This is a genomic window from Spirosoma radiotolerans, from assembly GCF_000974425.1.
Classification (GTDB): domain Bacteria; phylum Bacteroidota; class Bacteroidia; order Cytophagales; family Spirosomataceae; genus Spirosoma; species Spirosoma radiotolerans.
Window position 1 is genome coordinate 185,115 of record NZ_CP010429.1, and the last position, 16,908, is coordinate 202,022.

14 protein-coding genes are annotated in these 16,908 nt (G+C 48.1%); 10 read left to right on the forward strand and 4 right to left on the reverse strand.

The window, feature by feature from the left end:
- The first annotated feature begins 38 nt into the window (after nt 1-38).
- Nucleotides 39-3,686, forward strand: coding sequence for an ABC transporter permease/M1 family aminopeptidase (locus tag SD10_RS00770; RefSeq protein ID WP_046375241.1), 3,648 nt, complete (start codon nt 39-41; stop codon nt 3,684-3,686).
- Nucleotides 3,687-3,825: 139 nt separating this feature from the next.
- Nucleotides 3,826-4,722, forward strand: coding sequence for a LysR family transcriptional regulator (locus tag SD10_RS00775; protein ID WP_046375242.1), 897 nt, complete (start codon nt 3,826-3,828; stop codon nt 4,720-4,722).
- Nucleotides 4,723-4,758: 36 nt separating this feature from the next.
- On the opposite strand, the gene SD10_RS00780 is transcribed toward SD10_RS00775, so the two are convergent.
- The gene (locus tag SD10_RS00780) at nt 4,759-6,510 is read right to left on the reverse strand and encodes a DUF6044 family protein (protein ID WP_227699101.1); all 1,752 of its coding nucleotides are present in this window, start codon (nt 6,508-6,510) and stop codon (nt 4,759-4,761) included.
- Nucleotides 6,511-6,615: 105 nt separating this feature from the next.
- Between SD10_RS00780 and SD10_RS00785 the strand changes: the two genes are divergently transcribed.
- On the forward strand, nt 6,616-8,172 hold the full coding sequence (locus SD10_RS00785) for a M28 family peptidase (RefSeq protein ID WP_046375243.1): 1,557 nt from the start codon (nt 6,616-6,618) through the stop codon (nt 8,170-8,172).
- A 128-nt stretch (nt 8,173-8,300) separates the two neighbouring features.
- Complete coding sequence (locus SD10_RS00790) at nt 8,301-8,534, forward strand: hypothetical protein (RefSeq protein ID WP_046375244.1); 234 nt, start codon at nt 8,301-8,303, stop codon at nt 8,532-8,534.
- Between the two features lie 242 nt (nt 8,535-8,776).
- Here SD10_RS00790 and SD10_RS00795 read toward each other — a convergent pair whose 3' ends face one another.
- Nucleotides 8,777-9,562 (reverse strand): hypothetical protein, encoded by a 786-nt coding sequence (locus tag SD10_RS00795; protein WP_046375245.1) that lies wholly within the window; start codon nt 9,560-9,562, stop codon nt 8,777-8,779.
- Nucleotides 9,563-10,032: 470 nt separating this feature from the next.
- On the opposite strand from SD10_RS00795, the gene SD10_RS00800 reads away from it, so the two are divergent.
- Together SD10_RS00800 and SD10_RS00805 are read left to right on the forward strand one after the other, a co-directional pair.
- Complete coding sequence (locus SD10_RS00800; RefSeq protein WP_046375246.1) at nt 10,033-10,473, forward strand: hypothetical protein; 441 nt, start codon at nt 10,033-10,035, stop codon at nt 10,471-10,473.
- Nucleotides 10,474-10,836: 363 nt separating this feature from the next.
- Nucleotides 10,837-11,226, forward strand: a complete 390-nt coding sequence (locus SD10_RS00805) for a DUF3592 domain-containing protein (RefSeq protein WP_046375247.1) — start codon at nt 10,837-10,839, stop codon at nt 11,224-11,226.
- A 334-nt stretch (nt 11,227-11,560) separates the two neighbouring features.
- Here the strand turns inward: SD10_RS00805 and SD10_RS00810 are convergent, their stop codons facing one another.
- Together SD10_RS00810 and SD10_RS29910 are read right to left on the reverse strand one after the other, a co-directional pair.
- A complete protein-coding gene (locus SD10_RS00810) occupies nt 11,561-12,295 on the reverse strand; it encodes a LytR/AlgR family response regulator transcription factor (protein WP_227699102.1) in 735 nt (244 codons plus the stop codon).
- Nucleotides 12,276-13,433, reverse strand: a complete 1,158-nt coding sequence (locus SD10_RS29910; protein WP_227699103.1) for a sensor histidine kinase — start codon at nt 13,431-13,433, stop codon at nt 12,276-12,278. The genes SD10_RS00810 and SD10_RS29910 overlap by 20 nt, the downstream gene beginning before the upstream one ends.
- A gap of 222 nt (nt 13,434-13,655) precedes the next feature.
- Between SD10_RS29910 and SD10_RS00820 the strand changes: the two genes are divergently transcribed.
- The 4 genes from SD10_RS00820 to SD10_RS00835 all read left to right on the forward strand — a co-directional run bounded on the left by SD10_RS00820 (nt 13,656) and on the right by SD10_RS00835 (nt 16,615).
- Entirely contained in the window at nt 13,656-14,114 is a 459-nt protein-coding gene (locus SD10_RS00820) for a nuclear transport factor 2 family protein (protein ID WP_046375249.1), read from the forward strand.
- Nucleotides 14,115-14,496: 382 nt separating this feature from the next.
- Nucleotides 14,497-15,291, forward strand: coding sequence for an SDR family oxidoreductase (locus tag SD10_RS00825; protein WP_046578875.1), 795 nt, complete (start codon nt 14,497-14,499; stop codon nt 15,289-15,291).
- Nucleotides 15,292-15,352: 61 nt separating this feature from the next.
- Nucleotides 15,353-15,697, forward strand: coding sequence for a hypothetical protein (locus SD10_RS00830; RefSeq protein ID WP_046578878.1), 345 nt, complete (start codon nt 15,353-15,355; stop codon nt 15,695-15,697).
- Between the two features lie 9 nt (nt 15,698-15,706).
- On the forward strand, nt 15,707-16,615 hold the full coding sequence (locus tag SD10_RS00835) for a helix-turn-helix domain-containing protein (protein WP_046375250.1): 909 nt from the start codon (nt 15,707-15,709) through the stop codon (nt 16,613-16,615).
- Nucleotides 16,616-16,908: the final 293 nt, after the last annotated feature.

A 16,908-nucleotide genomic window follows, 5' to 3' on the forward strand; every position in this document is an offset into this window, starting at 1 on the left:
CTCGTGATTGCGCTATTTACTCCTAACACCTTCATTCTATGTTCCTCGAAATCTTTAAATTTGAGCTAGCATACCGGCTGAAAAGGCCTGCTACGTATCTCTACGCCCTCATACTATTTCTCTTTACGTTTCTGTTTGTTATTTACGGAAACGGGCCCGCGTCGGAAAAAACGAATATAAATTCGCCTTATGCCATCAGCCAGTTTGTGGTTGTGATGACTATTCTGGGCATGCTAATAGCCTCAGCCGTAATGGGTGTACCGGTTTACCGGGACATCGAACACAATACCAAAAATTACTTCTTTACCTTCCCCATTACTGAACGGGGCTACATCCTGGGCCGGTATCTGGGCTCGTTTGTGGTCCTGTTGGGCATTATGGCCGTTGGTATGCTGGGTATCGTGATTGGGTCGCTGCTGGGGCCTGTTTTCAACTTGGCCGACAACACCGAGCGCTTTGGCCCCATTCGGTTCCGCGACTATGCCTATCCGTTTGTGCTGTTCGTTGTGCCGAACATGTTTTTGGTAGGCAGTATTTTCTTTAGTCTGGTGGCCTTCTCGCGCCAGGTTTTCGCGACCTATGCCGGTAGCATTCTGCTGTTTATTGCCTACCTGCTCGGTTCTACACTATCGCAGGATCTGGAAAACAAGCAGCTTGTCAATTTGCTCGATCCCTTTGGCTCATATGCCTATGATACAGCTACGAAATACTGGTCGCCGGTGGAGCAGAACACGTTGCTCGCTCCTCTGGAAGGTGATTTACTGACGAATCGACTCATCTGGTTTGGCGTGGCAGTGCTCGTGTTTGTTCTGACGCTGGTACGGTTTAGCTTTTCGCGTTTTCTGGCCGTTAAACTGGGCAAGCGGCAGAAAGAAGATGCAGTGGGCCAGGGCGTTCCGTCGTTGGCGAGTTTACCCACACCAACGCCTGTTTTTCAGGCAAGTACGTATGCTAGGCAAATGTTCCGGCAGGCTCGTATCGAGTTTGGGAACATTGTCCGCGACCCTTACTTCATTGCCATTTTGCTCGGAGCCGTACTGTTTTTGTTTCTGGATGGCTGGTTTGGGGTAGAAACCTACGGCACGCCGTCGTTGCCCACAACCTATGCCATGCTCGAAGCTCGCAACGGCACGTTTTTCTTCTTTGTGCTGATCGTCCTGATCTTCTACACAGGCGAGGTCGTTCACCGCGACAAAGTTGTTCATTACGATACAATTGCCGATGCGCTGCCCGTTCCTGACTGGATGAATTACGGAGCCAAGCTGCTGTCCATGATTTACATCTGTCTGTTGCTGTGCGCGCTCATTCTGGTATCCGGCGTCCTAAATCAGACGGTAAAAGGCTATTTTAATTATGAATTCTCGCTCTACTTTCGCGACCTGCTGGGCATTGCCTTTACGCAGTATTTCCAGTTGGTGATGCTGGCCTTTTTCGTGCATACGATGGTCAACCAAAAGTTCGTAGGGCACATTGTCACGCTGGCTGTCTACATTGTTATCTGGGCGGTGCCGCAATTCGCCGACTTCAATTACAAGTTGGCGATCCCGTTTTCGGGTGGGGGTGTCCAGATTTCGGACATGAACGGGTTCGGGCACTATCTGGCCAGTATCGCGTCGTTCCGGCTTTACTGGTATGCCTTTGGTGGCCTACTGCTAGTGCTGGCGCTGTGGTTCTGGAATCGGGGGGCCGACACCAGTTTCAAAGCCCGCTGGCAACTGGCCCGCCAGCGGATGGGCAAAGCTTCGGTGGCGTTGTTTGCCGTGCTTCTTCTTGCCTTTGTGAGTATGGGTGCCTGGATTTATACGAATGTGAGTGTAAAAAACCGGTACTACTCCATTGATGAACAGCGTGAACGGCAGGCGACATTCGAAAAAACATACCATAAGTATACCAATGTGCTGCAACCTAAAATCACCAGCGCAAAGGTCAATGTCGATATCTATCCTGATGAGTTCAAGGCGCTTGCATCGGGGGCCTTTGTGATGGTCAACAAAGGAGATCAACCGATTGATTCATTGTTTCTGACTATTCCGACTGATAATTTTCACCGGCAACTAACGAAGCTAATGGTCGATGGGAAAGCGCCAAATCTTGTGTTGAACGACACCGAGCTTGGCTATTACATTTATCGGCTGCCCAAACGAATGAATCCCGGCGACTCAGCCCGATTAACTATGGATGTGACGGGACAATATGTTGGCTTTGCCAATAATGGCGATAGCCGGGATGTGGTTGGCAACGGAACATTTTTTAATGTTAATATCTTCCCCGCTTTTGGCTATAACGAGGACGACGAGTTGAGCAGTGACAAATACCGGAAAAAATACGGGCTACCAATAAAAGAGTGGACGGTGCCTGCGCAAAATGACCCGCGTGGGTTGCGTGATTTCCTGTTTACCAACGACGCCGACTGGGTCACTTTCGAAGGCACCATTTCGACCAACCCCGACCAAACGGCTATCATGCCCGGCGAACTACTGAAAACCTGGACGAAGAACGGGGCCAACGGAAAACCACGTAAATACTTCCACTATAAACTTCCCGGTTTCTCCGATTATTTTTTCAGCATGTGCTCCGCTAATTATGCGGTTAAACGCGATAAATGGACTGGGGCCGATGGGCAAACCGTAGCGCTGGAAGTCTATCACCACCCTGGTCACGACAAAAACATCGACCGGTTTATTGCCAGCATGAAAGCGTCGCTGACGTATTATGTTAAAAACTATGCGCCCTATCCGTATCCGGTATTGCGCGTGCTGGAGTTTCCGCGTTATGCCAGCTTTGCCCAGTCCTTTCCGACCACCGTTCCGTATTCGGAGGAGTTTGGCTGGGTAGGTGACTTCCACAACCCCAGCAAGACCGACTACGCATTTTACGTGACGGCCCACGAGGTGGCGCACCAGTGGTGGGGTCACCAGATCATGCCCAGCCGGACGCGTGGGGCCAACCAGATTTCAGAAACGATGGCGGAGTATTCGGCGCTGATGGTGCTTAAGCAGCGGTACGGTGCCGATGCGATGCCGAAGTTTCTGAAATACAGTCTGGATAGTTATCTGCGTGGCCGGTCCAATGAAGACAAATTCGAAGCCAACATGCTCGATAACGATACACGCGCGTATGTCTGGTATCAGAAGGGGTCGATGCTGATGTATGCTTTGCAGGATTACATTGGCGAAGACCGGGTAAACAAAGCCATGAACGACTACATGAAAGCGGCCCGCTTCCGCCAGAAAGCACCCTTTACGACCTCGCTGGAGTGGTACGGATTCCTGAAAGCTGCTACCCCGGATTCATTAAAGCCCTGGCTGACGGATAATTTCGAGAAACTAACGCTCTATGACAACCGCATTACCAAGGCCGAAGCGAAGTCACTCGGCAACGGCCAGTACCGAGTTACCTTGCACGTGCGCACAACAACGGAATACTATGACAAAGCGGGCAAAGAAATCAGCAAGGGCAAAGGCCCCGTGATCGCCGACATTGCAGTGCTGACCGACGACGGTAAAAACAAAGATGGTCTGACGACAAAAGTGCCGCTGCTGCTTCAAAAACGTAGTTTATCACCCGGCGAACACGTGATTGAAGTGACCGTGAAAGGTAAGCCTGTAAAAGCCGGGATCGACCCCTATAACAAGCTGATCGACCGCGTTTCGGACGATAATCTTGTGAAGGTGGATATGCTTTAAGTAAAGGAGTCAAGTCATTAACTACACCGAACGGCCCGCTATTGAATTTGTATAGCGGGCCGTTTGGGTAATCGTCATATTACTGCGTATTTTGGTTTTGTAAGCTGACTTAACCGGTTATTCAACGTTCAATAGTGCTATGCTCGACTTTCGTCTGAATGTCTTTTACACCGTTGCCAAACGGCTTAGTTTTACCAAAGCAGCGGCCGAACTGTATGTCACGCAGCCTGCTGTAACAAAGCACATTCAGGAACTTGAACACCAGTTTGGAACGGCCCTTTTCGACCGGCGGGGTAACCAGATTAGTTTGACTACGGCCGGAAATGTGCTGCTCGGTCATGCCGAAACCATTATGGGCGTTTATCGCCAACTGGAGTTTGACATGAACGCGCTCAAGGGTGAGTCGGGTGGAACGTTGCGAGTCGGTGCCAGTACGACGGTGGCGCAATATGTGATTCCGCCGGTATTGGCCCGTTTTCGGGAGCAGTCGGCCGATGTGGCTATCTCGCTGGTGTCGGGGAATACCGAACAGGTCGAGCAGCAATTGCTCAATAATGACATCGATCTCGGTCTGGTTGAAGGCCGGACCCATCATAGCGATATTCGGTATACGTCCTTCGTGAAAGATGAACTTGTGCTCATTTGCCGGGCCGACCATCCGCTGGCCGACCGGGACGAGATTACACTGGCCGAACTTCGAACGGTCCCCATCGTGCTTCGCGAACGGGGCTCCGGCTCACTTGAAGTCATCGAACATGCCCTGCGGGGTGTAGGACTGAAACTTACGGATTTAACGATCGACATGCACCTAGGCAGCACTGAGAGTATCAAGTCATACCTTGGAAGTTCGCGCTGTATGGCCTTTGTTTCTGTTTTTGCCGTGCAGCATGAACTTCAGGCGGGCAGCCTCAAAATTCTTGACGTACAGGGGCTTTCCATTCAACGCGACTTTTATTCCATTCAGTTGCAGGGGGTTAGCGAGGGGCTGGCCGATACCTTCATGCGCTTTGCCCGCCAACATTACCGGCGGGGTTAAAAGGTGCAATTCTAAGTCAGCTGGCCCGGTTCGGCGCTAGTTCACTCTGTATAGCCAGATTTTCCAATAGCTTTCTGTATTGGTAAAGATGCTTTCCAGGTGAAGCCCGTTTTGGGCCGCATTGCCAATCGGTACCGCCGAGATAATGTACTGACCACCCAGTGACTTTAAGGCGCCGGTATCTAACTGAAGGTGATTGAGCGCCGGGTGCTGCGTTTTCCCGAACAAGTAATTCATGCCCAGCTCAGCCGTATAGAGATACACCCGGCAGGCATACGCATCATAATACACGCGCATCTGCCGCGTACCTTTCGTCAGTTCGGTTGCGATGATTTTTCGGAAAGCGTGTTTGTACGGAAGAGGGTAGTTGTTCTGGTAACTATCCAGCGTGTAGAATCCGTTGAATTGCGCCACCGACGGATGCATGCCGAGGCAAATGACCCGGTAGTCAGATTGCGGTTTGCCAATGTGGTTGCGAATCTGGGCGAACTGCTTTTCGGCGAAAAAGGCCCGAAAGGAGGGGTGTTGCGCTTCAGACACGTAGCCTGTCATTTTGCCTACGTTAATGCGCCATTCCTTATTGGCAATAACCATCAGCACAAACTGACCCACCACAAAGAGGTATACCCAGCGGCTATTGGCCCGCCATTGCCGCAAAGCCATAGCGAACAGAAGAAACCAGAGGGTCGGCAGAAGAAAATAAAACCGGTCGAACTGAAATACGCGAAACTTGATTCCTAGCGAGCTATCGCCCAGCCAAACGACCCAGTAATGGTAAAGCCCGTGAATCAGGCAAATGATGCCCGCCAGCATGGGCAAGCCAATGAGCCAGTTCATGGCGGGCTTATCCTGTTTACGGTAAGCTCGCCACGTACCCAGCCCGGCAACGACTAAAATGCCCAGCGTGAAGAAAGCGCCCGTGTTGAACATGGGCCAGACAAATAAATCGGCGCTTCGGCGGAGGCTGTCGACGAGTTTCATGGAGCGCAACTGGCTGTAGTCGAACTCGACCCGTTGTGAAATGTAGGTCTGGTTGATGAATCCGTAAATCAATTCCCACTCGCTACCGATGTACAGCGCCGAAAGCAGGAACAAACCCACTACATAGCCCCAGTTAACCTGCCGCGACTGGAGCATGGCTACCAGCCCGAGAATACCCAGTGCAATACAAATGAATAAGCCCGCCCAAACGAAAAAAGAGTAAAATGGGAAAAGCAGAATAATGAGCCAATCGCTCGGGCGATCCTGTTTTTTCAACAGGTTCAGGAAGGCGAACAACAGCAGCGGTTGCCCCGTAACCGAAGCGCCGTGAACGATGTAGCAGGGAACCAGCGCAAACAGAAACGCGATGGCTACGCGGGTGAGCGCCCAGTGCGTTTCGGGCAAGATGTGCTTTTTCAGCAACAGGTACATGCCCAGAAACCCAATGCCGTGAACGGCCGTAAAGTTGACAATCTGGGCGGAATAAGGCGGTAGCAGGTAAAAGGAAAGCACTTCGAAATTGAGTCCCGTTCGGAAAGCCGAGCGCGGAATTCCGCTGAATGAGGTAGCCGCATCGGGGCTGCTACTCATCATGTTCGGAATGATCGTGTTCAGATCGAAGTTGAACGCGGTATTGGTAATCTTGAGCAGATACAGGTAAAGGAAATCACTATCCAGGTTATCGTGGATCGTTAAGTGGGCGCCTTCGCCGAGCCAGACGTACGGGAAAACGTAGAGCGCCAACAACCCAATGGCAATGAGAAGATACGTTTTTTCGGTCGTTGAGGTCGCGAAACGGGCTGGCATAGGTTCGTAAAAAGAGCAGCGAAAATACAGAAATTCGCTGACATCCCTGGAAAGCCCGTAAGCCGTTCAGGAATTTCGTACTTTTACACAGTCAACTCAATTATTATGCGGTCATCGATCATCGTTCCTTTTTTAGCGGGCCTGCTAGTCGTTACCAGTTCGATACAGGCACAAAACCACCCTGTTCAACGTAGTTCTTCCAAGGCGAAAACAACCAATTCAGCCGCTCAATTACCAGAGTTTAGTCTGTCTCGTGCCGAGGTCGAAGCCCACATCCGGTTTCTGGCATCTGATGAGTTACAGGGCCGTAAAGTAGGTGAGCCGGGCAACTGGATTGCGGCTCGGTACATTGCTGAACAGTTCCGACAACTGGGGTTAAAACCGGCCGGTACGATTGCCAACAAGCCTGACTATTTGCAGCCTATTGACCTGGAACGCGTCAAAGCGGCCAGTTCGGCTACGATGCTGGTTGGGAAAGATACCCTGCACCTTGGCAAAGAACTGGTCGTGATGGCTGGTGGCCCGACCAACCTTTCGGGCGAAGTCGTCTACGTAGGGTACGGCCTGACCGATGGTGAGGATGGCTACAAGGGGCGCGATGTGAAAGGTCGGATTCTGGTAGCGCAGGGCGGGTCGCCCGATGCTAAAAGTCCCCGTGAGATTTTTAGCGCATCGGCAGCGAAACGCAAACTTGCGGGTGAGAAAGGGGCGGCTGCCCTTATTGAGCTGTACAGCGAATCCATTCCCTGGGGATTTGTCAATCAGTATTTTAACCGCGAACAACTGGCTATTCCAACAAATGGAGAGACAGCTGCGCCTGTCGCACATTTGTGGGTTAACAATGCTAATAACAAGTACAAACAGCTTAAAGAGGCTGGGCAAACGATTACACTTCAGACCTCGGGACGGCTGCGCACCTCGGCCTTGTCAGCGAATGTAGCCGGAATTATTGAAGGCACTGATCCCAAACTTAAAGACGAGTATGTTGTGCTGTCGGCTCACTTCGACCATATTGGTGTTGGCAAAGCGAGTGGAACACCGTATCAACCCAGCGATAGTATTTTCAACGGAACGCGGGATAATGCCATGGGAACGGCGGCTATTCTGGAAGCCGCCAAAACGCTGTCACTGCAACGCCCCAAACGGTCGGTGCTGGTATTGGCCCTAACGGGTGAAGAAGCCGGTACACTCGGAAGCCGCTTCTATGCTGAACACCCATTAGTACCGCTTAAACAAACAATTTTCGATCTTAACACCGACGGAGCAGGCTACAACGACACCACCATTGTCTCGGTCATCGGTCTGGAACGGACGGGTGCAAAAAACGAAATTGAAACGGCGGCTAAAGCCTTCGGGCTGGGTGTTTTTGCTGAACCGGCTCCTGAACAGGGATTGTTTGACCGGTCAGACAATGTACATTTTGCCGCTAAAGGAATACCGGCTCCTACGTTTTCGGCAGGTTTCAAAGCCTTCGATGAAGCCATTGGTAAATATTACCACCAGGCCATCGACAACCCCGAAAGTCTGGATTTCGGCTATACCCTTCGCTATTGCCAGGCTTATGCCTATGCCGCCCGGTTGATCGCTAACCGGGCAACACGCCCGCAATGGTCGGCGGGCGATAAGTATGAAGCGGCCGGAAAAGCATTGTATGGCCAGTAGGCTCTTCGGCCGATATGCTTTTATGATGAGGCAGGCGACCACTGTTTATCCGGGCTAAACGCCGATTATCATACCGGAAAACTAAACAGGCCATCCCAACGTTTATTCAGTATTAACAAGACTCTGCTATGTTGTTCAAATATTTGTTCATCATCACGATGGTTATCCTCTTCGTACCGCCGGTACGTCGATTTGTGTTTTATCTGCTGGTTGGTCGTCAACTGGTGAAAGAGCAAAAAAGGCAGGGTGATGTGCGTGGAGGTCGTCGGGAAGGGGAGGTTCGAGTCGATAATGTTCAGAAGAAAGACGGTAGTTACCCCTTCAAAGGTGGCGAATACGTCGATTACGAAGAAGTCAAGTAGATTCTGTTTATACATGAAAATGCCCGGCAATGTGCTATACGTTGCCGGGCATTTTCATGTATAAACAGAATCTACTACGAATGAAACGTATTGAACGGTCAGATTTTTCTTCGTTTACGATTAACAGGTAAAGAAGCTTGTTCTATTTACTGGTTCAATCTCAGAAAAGGTTAAACTAGTGCTAATGGGTTCACGTCTTTTGTTGCTAACGCAGGGACTTGGAAAGATTTAAACAGGCTTTTTTAATTCAAGTTTAGCCCCACAGTAATTCCCAGCCAGGGCTTGTTCTGATAAATCCAGAGGCTTCGGTTGCTGTCGGTAATCGACTCGATACCCACTGCCAGACCCGCCGAAAAGTTCGAGAAACTAAAAGTGGTGTTCAGGCCGTAGTTCAGTCCCAGTGCCTGGTAGTCGTCTTGCACTCGGCCCAGTGTACTAAAGGAGGTAATGGTGGCGGGAGCAAAACATAAAAAGCCGCCCATCCCTATACTGAAGGTAGAGATTTCGGAACGCTGGTTGTGCCTAAAATAAACCGTTCGATAGCGGCCCAGATCGTAACGTTCGCCAATGTAAATGCCTACGTTCAGCTTGTCTTCCAGTTGCCCCGGCTGATTGGCCGTTCGAAACCGGTATTTAAAGGGTAGTGTAAATAAGTCAATGTCAATTGCCGTGGTCTGATAGCGAAACCAGGGACTCTTCTCCTCGATCTTATTCAGCGACGGATTATAATGTAGAAAAAATACCGCCAGCGAGTCCGACTGGTCAATCGTATTGGGATCGCCATCGGGCGGAGGCAGGGTTTCAGATAAAAGTTCAGCGTAGAGCGTGTCGGCCCGCTCATACAAAGCTGCCTTAACCCGCTGGGACAGTATTTTTGCTTTTACGCCCCCCTTTTTCGTGTATGAATACATCGTCTGGTGGCGCGGAATCTGAAATATTTGATTGAGAGCGGTGGTATCGTTGCGCTGGCGGATGCTAGCACACGAACAGGCTACGAATAGGACAATCAGGTAAAGGGTGTTTTTCATCGTTGAGTTGCGGTTTTACTCATAACCCAAAATCAGTCATTTTGGCTAGGCTGCTTTAGCTAGTGACCTTCCCCTATGCTTTTTCCTTATCAACGTGCGAATGTCGTCCGTTACACGCTCGATGTAGGCTACTAATTGAGCAGGACAACTAGTAACATGTCAGCGGTTTTGTGAGATACTAGTACTTCATTTTCTGTTTTCTTCAATAAGCCATTTGTAATCGATTTAAGTAGAGTAGTAGGTTCAAAATGCCTACCGTGTCTTCTAACCCGTTACTCTACCTGGTAAGATACGTAGTTATCCGCTGTTGTGGCCACCCCCTTTGGTTTACCTTTGGACCACTGCTGCTGCCCTTAAGCGAAGCCCACAGGAGTGGCCTGGTTTTGCTGGGCCATTTTCGTTGATCCAAGCGGTTATGGGCGTTTGATCAACGGACACTAAAGTGTTACTCAACCACAAATGAAACAGTTATGAAATGGCTAGCCTGGTTTCTGGAAGATAAGCCAGGTCCGGTGGGTAAGCTCCAAGTGGATGCTCCAGAACCACTGGACCAGCCCCCACCTAAGAAGTGGATGATTTGGGTCGCTATCCTACTGGGTATTGCCTGCTGGGAGGTGGGCTTGCTGTGGGTATTTGCTGAATGGCCCTCGCTGAGAGGTAGTCAATGGCTACTCAAGTTGGGCGGCTTGAGTCTGTACGGATGGGCCAGCTATCGCGTGAGCGCTAAGCCTGATTACACCAATCTGGGCTGGTGGGGCGGTCTACTGGATAATCCCTTTCGGAGCTCGGACAATGTCAACCGCTGGCTATTTTATCTTCAGGTGCTTTTGGTACCAGGCCAGTTGATGGCTTACAGCTTTGTGATGGGCTGGGTCATCTTCGACCAACTGACCAGGAAGCTTAACTCATAGTATACTCGCTATTATTGCCTCTGGGTGGGCCAGACTGGATAAGCCCGTTGGTTCTTCATGGCCACTTTCCAGGGTGTCAGGAGTATTTTACTGGTTTTGAAGCCGAGTATGAAGAGGTATAGCCCATAGCCCTGGGCTGGGCGTGTGAATTAGCCGCCAGCTCGACCAGGCTACTGGCTTTAGGCCATCTCCTAATTCGAACAGATCACAGGCTGGTCAGCGCACGTCTATTTTATGATGTGGCTACACTCACTCCCCTTACAACTTCTACAATAAGCCTGATCTACAAGAGGAAACAAACTTCCAGAACGCGTATTACTTACTTAGGCTACCCAATACGTGTAAACCGCTATTGTATATCTTATGAAATTTCTGATACCCTTGCTGATAGGCGGAATTTTTTCGTCTATTTTTTCTATTCTTTTCCTATACTCTTATTATCAATTAGTTAGAGGGGCTAATAAGATAACTGGAACAATTACTTCCTTTGACCGAAGTGATTTTTTTATACTTCGCCAGCTTTGGGTACCCATTGTTCGCTTTCAAACGCGCGATACTAGCTGGATTGAGCGTCAGCCTGACCATTCCTTATACCATGAACTGAATTACTTTAGCGCTCACCAAGAGGTGACAGTTTACTATAAGGAAGACAATCCGGATAAATTTGTTATTGAGAGTGGCCTGGAAGTATTTATTAACTGGATGATTATTATACTGACTTTTGGGGGCATAGTCTGGTTATTTGCCCAATAAAAAAGTCAGTCTCTGAAGTCTTCTGTCACTACACATATGCGGCTGATTAGGTTGGAGAGCTATTAAAAATCAACGTACCACAAAACGCTCCATCGTAAGACCTGCTAAATTGGGGCGAATAAGGGATCTCTAATAGTAAAAATAAAGAGGTTGAACCACGGATCAATAGAGAAATAAGTCACTCACTTTTTAAAAGTAAACGGCTTATTGTCAACATAATAAATTGAGCGGGTTCGTGCCGTTTGTTCGGAATTTGAAAATACCCTGAGTGCTATAAACGGAGAACTTGAATGTGGTCTGCTTTTCAGCAAAGCCATTTTTTTAGGCGGTCAGACTAGGCATGGTTCAACAAGTTTAACGCCTGCTGCCTGTATAATTTACCAATTGGTATCAAATGATCTCGAATAGCGATCTCCTCAGATGTAAACGAATCAATCTTGTTAAGTGAGACGAGGAAGGACCGGTGCACCCTCAGAAATGAGGTTCCGGGCAGCATGGCTTCCAGTGCCGTGATGGCGTATTTAGTGATGATGGCACCTTTTGTTGTGTGAATCCTGACATAATCTTTGAGGCTCTCTACATAAAGAATATCACTCAGAAAAACCTTAACCATTTTCCTGTCCGCCCGGAAATAGAGAAAAGCATCTGTAGCCGTTTCGGTATGGTGCGGCATGAGCGGTTGGCTTATTGGTGAAAGCGTGTGGTCGGGTAATGCTTTATTGACCGACTTTAAAAACCGTTCGAAACTTATAGGCTTAACGAGGTAATCGGTAACGCCTAGTTCAAAGGCTTGTACAGCATATTGCTCAAAGGCCGTTGTCAGGACAATTTTAGGCAGTTGGGTTAACGTTCCAATCAACTCAATACCCGTTATTTGAGGCATTTGAATATCAAGAAACAGCAGATCGACCGGCTGCTGTTTTAAGGCCGTAAGTGCCTGAATAGCGCTGGTACATTCGCCGATTAAGGTAAGCATGGGCACCTGATTGATATACCGACGCAGTACTTCCCGAGCGGGGGGCTCATCGTCGACGATCAGGCAATTATAGTTAGTCAGCGACTCCATCATATACTGATTTGACAGGCTCAGGATAGGCGTGTGTTAACGTAAGCGTCAAGTTAACAATATACATCTCTTCCTCATTATGGATCGCTAGTTCATGTTGGTTCGGATAACTTAATTCCAGCCGCTTCCGAACGTTTGCTATGCCTATACCTGGTAACGGATGCTCATAGCCAGCTGGCTTGCCATTAATTAGTTTCATTGCCAGTTTATCGTCGTGTAGGGTTACGGTTAAGCTGATCCAGGGGCTCTCTATCATACGACTGGCTCCATGCTTGAATGCGTTTTCGATAAAGGGTAAAAGCATGAGTGGGGCAATGAGATGAGTAGTCGTTTTAGGCAACTGCACCGCCATATCAAGCCCTTGATCGTACCTGGCCTTTTCCAAATGTAGATAATCGCCGATCATGTTCAGTTCCTTTTCGAGGGGAACCAACGGATAATTGCAATCATACAAGATATAACGCAGCAATTGCGAAAACCCCAAGATCATCCCGGATGCTTTCTCCGATACATCTTGTGTAAATGAATAAATCGTATTGAGCGTATTGAATAAGAAGTGCGGGTGCAACTGGGCTTTCAACATCTGAAGCTCGGCATTTGCCTTTTCTTTTTCAAGCAGAAGAGCAGCCTGTTGCTTTTCATGGAAGCATTTCAACAATTTTATGGCCGCAGCTACCCCGCCCACGGTAATGCTTCCTCGTAACCCGGCCAGCATAGCTACGCCGAACTGAACATAGAAGGTGGGGTGCGGCTCCCTGGCCACAACGGGTGCTAACTTATCAGCAACTTGATGGCGGAAGTAATCAATAATAGTCATCGACAGCGTAGCTGATAAAGCCGCTGTTAGTAAGACCAATATAACTGCACAAAGGGTAGCCAGGATGTACTTACCGGGAATGACTTGCCTGGGTATAACCAGATACATGAGCGAATAAGCCAGAAATAAACTTGGAATCAGGTAAATCAGCGTTTCCGGTAAGGTAATAAACAGTCGATGCAGAAAGGAGTGCCGTTGCAAGGCTGGTGATGGCGAAAAGGAATACAGGAGCAGTTGGAACAGAAACCAAAGCAGCCAGAAAGTCAGATGCCGCACGAAACGCCAGCCTGTAGTTTTTGAATAAATGAAAGGTAGCTGCTCCATGAGTTGTAGGGGTCTGCTACTAAGATACGGATCGGTAACCAGATAAAAGGAAGATCAAGTACTTATTCGATCAAGGTCAATAAGTTGACGATAAGATGAGTTGGTCGTCGACCAACTCATCTTATCGTCAAAAAAACACTGTATGTTTTCTGGGCCGTATTGTTAGGCGACTTCTCGGTTAAAAGAGTAAGGGCTTGCCTATTTTTGAGAAAAACGAACCCTATGAAACTTGTTCTCACCCTGCTTTTAATAAGCATCGCAACCACCAGCGTGTTCGCACAGGTAGATACATCCAGCTATCCGAACGAACGACAGGCGATCCGAGAATTACTACGCCACCAGCAACCCGGCACCCTGATCGATTGCCATGATTTTATTGCGGTTGGCCCCAAAGGCGATATTTCCTTTTCACATCAACAATGGGTTGAGGTGCAGAAAAAAGAAAAGCTGGTTTTTAAATCGGTGCAACCCATTGCGGGCAATCAATTCATCCGAATTTATGATGGCTCTATGGCCGTGGTTAACTCGCTGATCGATGTAAAGCTGGTGGTTGACGGGCAAGATGTAAACATTAAAGTACGTCGTTTGGAAGTGTACCATAAAGCGGCCGCTGGCTGGTGCCGCGTAGCCGGTCAGGGAACGCAGGTGGATGAAAAACTATTTCCCGTTGCTAGTAAATAACCTACCTATCCGCCCAACTGATACGATTGGGTAATCGGTAGCTTAGATAAATTTAACAGTGAACTACGTAGCCTATGTTACGGATAGTAGTGGACATCTATTAAAATCAATGTCTCTTTAAACCTTCTTCTGAGTAAGCCGAAGGAACACTCGTGTGTCCAAGGCTTATAGCAATCGTTTTCTTGACGACTGCTCACCCTTTTGCCATATTTCTTAAAGATTCGCCTACTCAATAAGTTGCTTCTGAAAGGTTAAGATCAGGTAGTCCTGCTCTGGCTTATACGGGCTCGTTGCCATTTTCCTTTCAACTACAACTTAGCGACTTTTGACTACATCCGTTTTTGCAAGACAGCTGAATTTTGCAGCAACAAAAACGGAAACCATGAACTTAACGAATAACACTATTCTAGTCACTGGCGGAACAGGAGGCTTCGGCGTTGAATTTGCCACCAAATTAATGGCACTGGGGAACACCGTCATTATCACCGGACGAAACGCCCGAAAACTCGAGGAGGTAAAACGAAAGCTTCCCGGGGTACATACCCTGCAAAGCGATGTAAGCAAAGCGCAGGACATCATAAACTTATACGATAAAGTAATCAAGGAATTCCCCGACCTCAATATCCTCATCAACAATGCCGGTGAAATGCGCAAGATCAGTCTTCATCATCCACATGAGCTTACTGACATAACCCGCGAAGTAGAAATCAACCTGATGGGGCCTATTCGTATGGTGCAGCAGTTCCTGCCCCATCTGAAAACAAAAACCAATGCAGCTATTCTCAACGTTAGCTCAGGCATTGCGCTCATGACTTTCCCCATTTCTCCGATTTATAGTGCCAGTAAGTCGGGGCTTCGTGCGTATACCCAGGCTTTACGCGTACAACTTAAACACACCGGCATTAGCGTATTTGAGTTGATTGCGCCGGGTTCTTCCACACCGCTAAACGACAAATTTCAACAGGAAGATGGGTTTAGTGCCAACGCACTAATGGCGCCTGAAAAAATTGTCGATGCTGCTATTAAAGGCATGCAACAGGATCAGGCTGAAATTTACCCAGGCCTTGCCAAGTTGATGCGGGTTCTGAGTCGAGTGGCTCCCAAATTTATCCTTTCGCAATCAGCCAAGATGGGAGCTTCATTTATGTATGAGAATCAAAACAACCGGTCCTCTTAGGTGTCTCCTGCCCACGTAAACCACTAAAATTTAGCAGATTGACTTGCAGACAAAAGAAGACATGAAAATCATAAGTATCTTACTCGTTTTACTGTCATCGTTCCTAAGCCTTAAACACGGTTGGGACACCTTTCAGCCAGCTAATGCTGAACAAACAAAAATGATGACCGACTTAGGCATCGGGGAGACGGTCAAACCTTTCTTGGGGGTATTTTCAATCATCGTCGGGTTGATGATTTTATTTCCAAAAACATTTTTTATCAGCAACTTACTGAATGCGATCACCATTTTATGGATCATGGCCTTATCATTGCGAGCAGGCATTACCAGAACGGCCCTAATCGAAATTCCTTTTCTCGCCCTGCCTTTACTTCTGATTTGGTTAACCTATCCATTCAAGCATTGAACATAAGCTATGGACAACAAAAAACCATTCCGAATTAAATCAATTGCGGAAATACACCGCCTGATGAATTTGCCAAAGCCACAGCACCCACTCATTGGTATGATTGAGCTGAAAGGTCTGAAAAGTGACCCCGGTATTGCGGCCGTTATAACTGACTTATATGTGGTGTCGCTCAAACGAGGCTGCGACAAACTCGTATATGGTCAGCAGAAATACGATTTCGATGAAGGGCTGATGGCTTTTATCTCGCCAGGGCAACTCTTGCGGGGCGACGCAAACGGTATGCCTCACCAACTGGATGGATGGATGCTGTTTATCCATCCCGATTTTTTATGGAATACTTCACTGGCCAAGAAAATTAAACAATACGACTACTTTGGGTATTCGGCAAACGAAGCCTTGTTTCTGTCCGACAAAGAAGAAGCCATCATTAATGGTATTCTTGATACGATCAGGCAAGAGTATCATGCCAACATGGATAAATTCAGCCAGGATGTGATGATTGCTCACCTGGAGGTTTTATTTACCTATGCGCAGCGATTTTATGAACGCCAGTTTATTACCCGGAAGATCACCAATAATCAACTATTGAATCGGGTAGATGAGGTACTGAGCCGTTACTTTACCCATGAAGATTTATTGACAAAAGGCCTGCCTACTGTACACTATATTGCCGATACGCTTAACATGTCCACCAAATACTTAAGCAGCTTGCTGAAACAACTCACCGGCCAGACCACGCAACAATTCATTCACGAAAAATTGATCGACAAGGCGAAAGAAAAACTGTCCACGACTGACTTGACAGTTAGCGAAATCGCTTATGCATTAGGTTTCGAACACGCGCAATCGTTTAGTAAACTCTTTAAATCGAAGACAGATCTATCTCCTTTGGCATTCAGACGATCATTCAACTAGTTCGCTTTGCTCCGAAGGTCTCCCCTGGCCGTGTACATTAGTTAATTCTCCCTAAGTCCTTATTCGTGAGGCATTTACTATTGCTCGGCAAGAGCGTTTAATGAAATCGACAAGAAGTGAGAAGTAAGCCTTACAAGCTAGAGCCTATCGAAAAGGTGACTTTCTGCTGAAGGCCGATGAAACCTGTTGCGGAGTCTGTTTTTCAATCGGGCTTGGTTAAATTAGTCTATGAGAATCCTGACCGCCGGTTGTACGCGACCGATCGATTAAGTTTGACATACACTGAAAAGTCA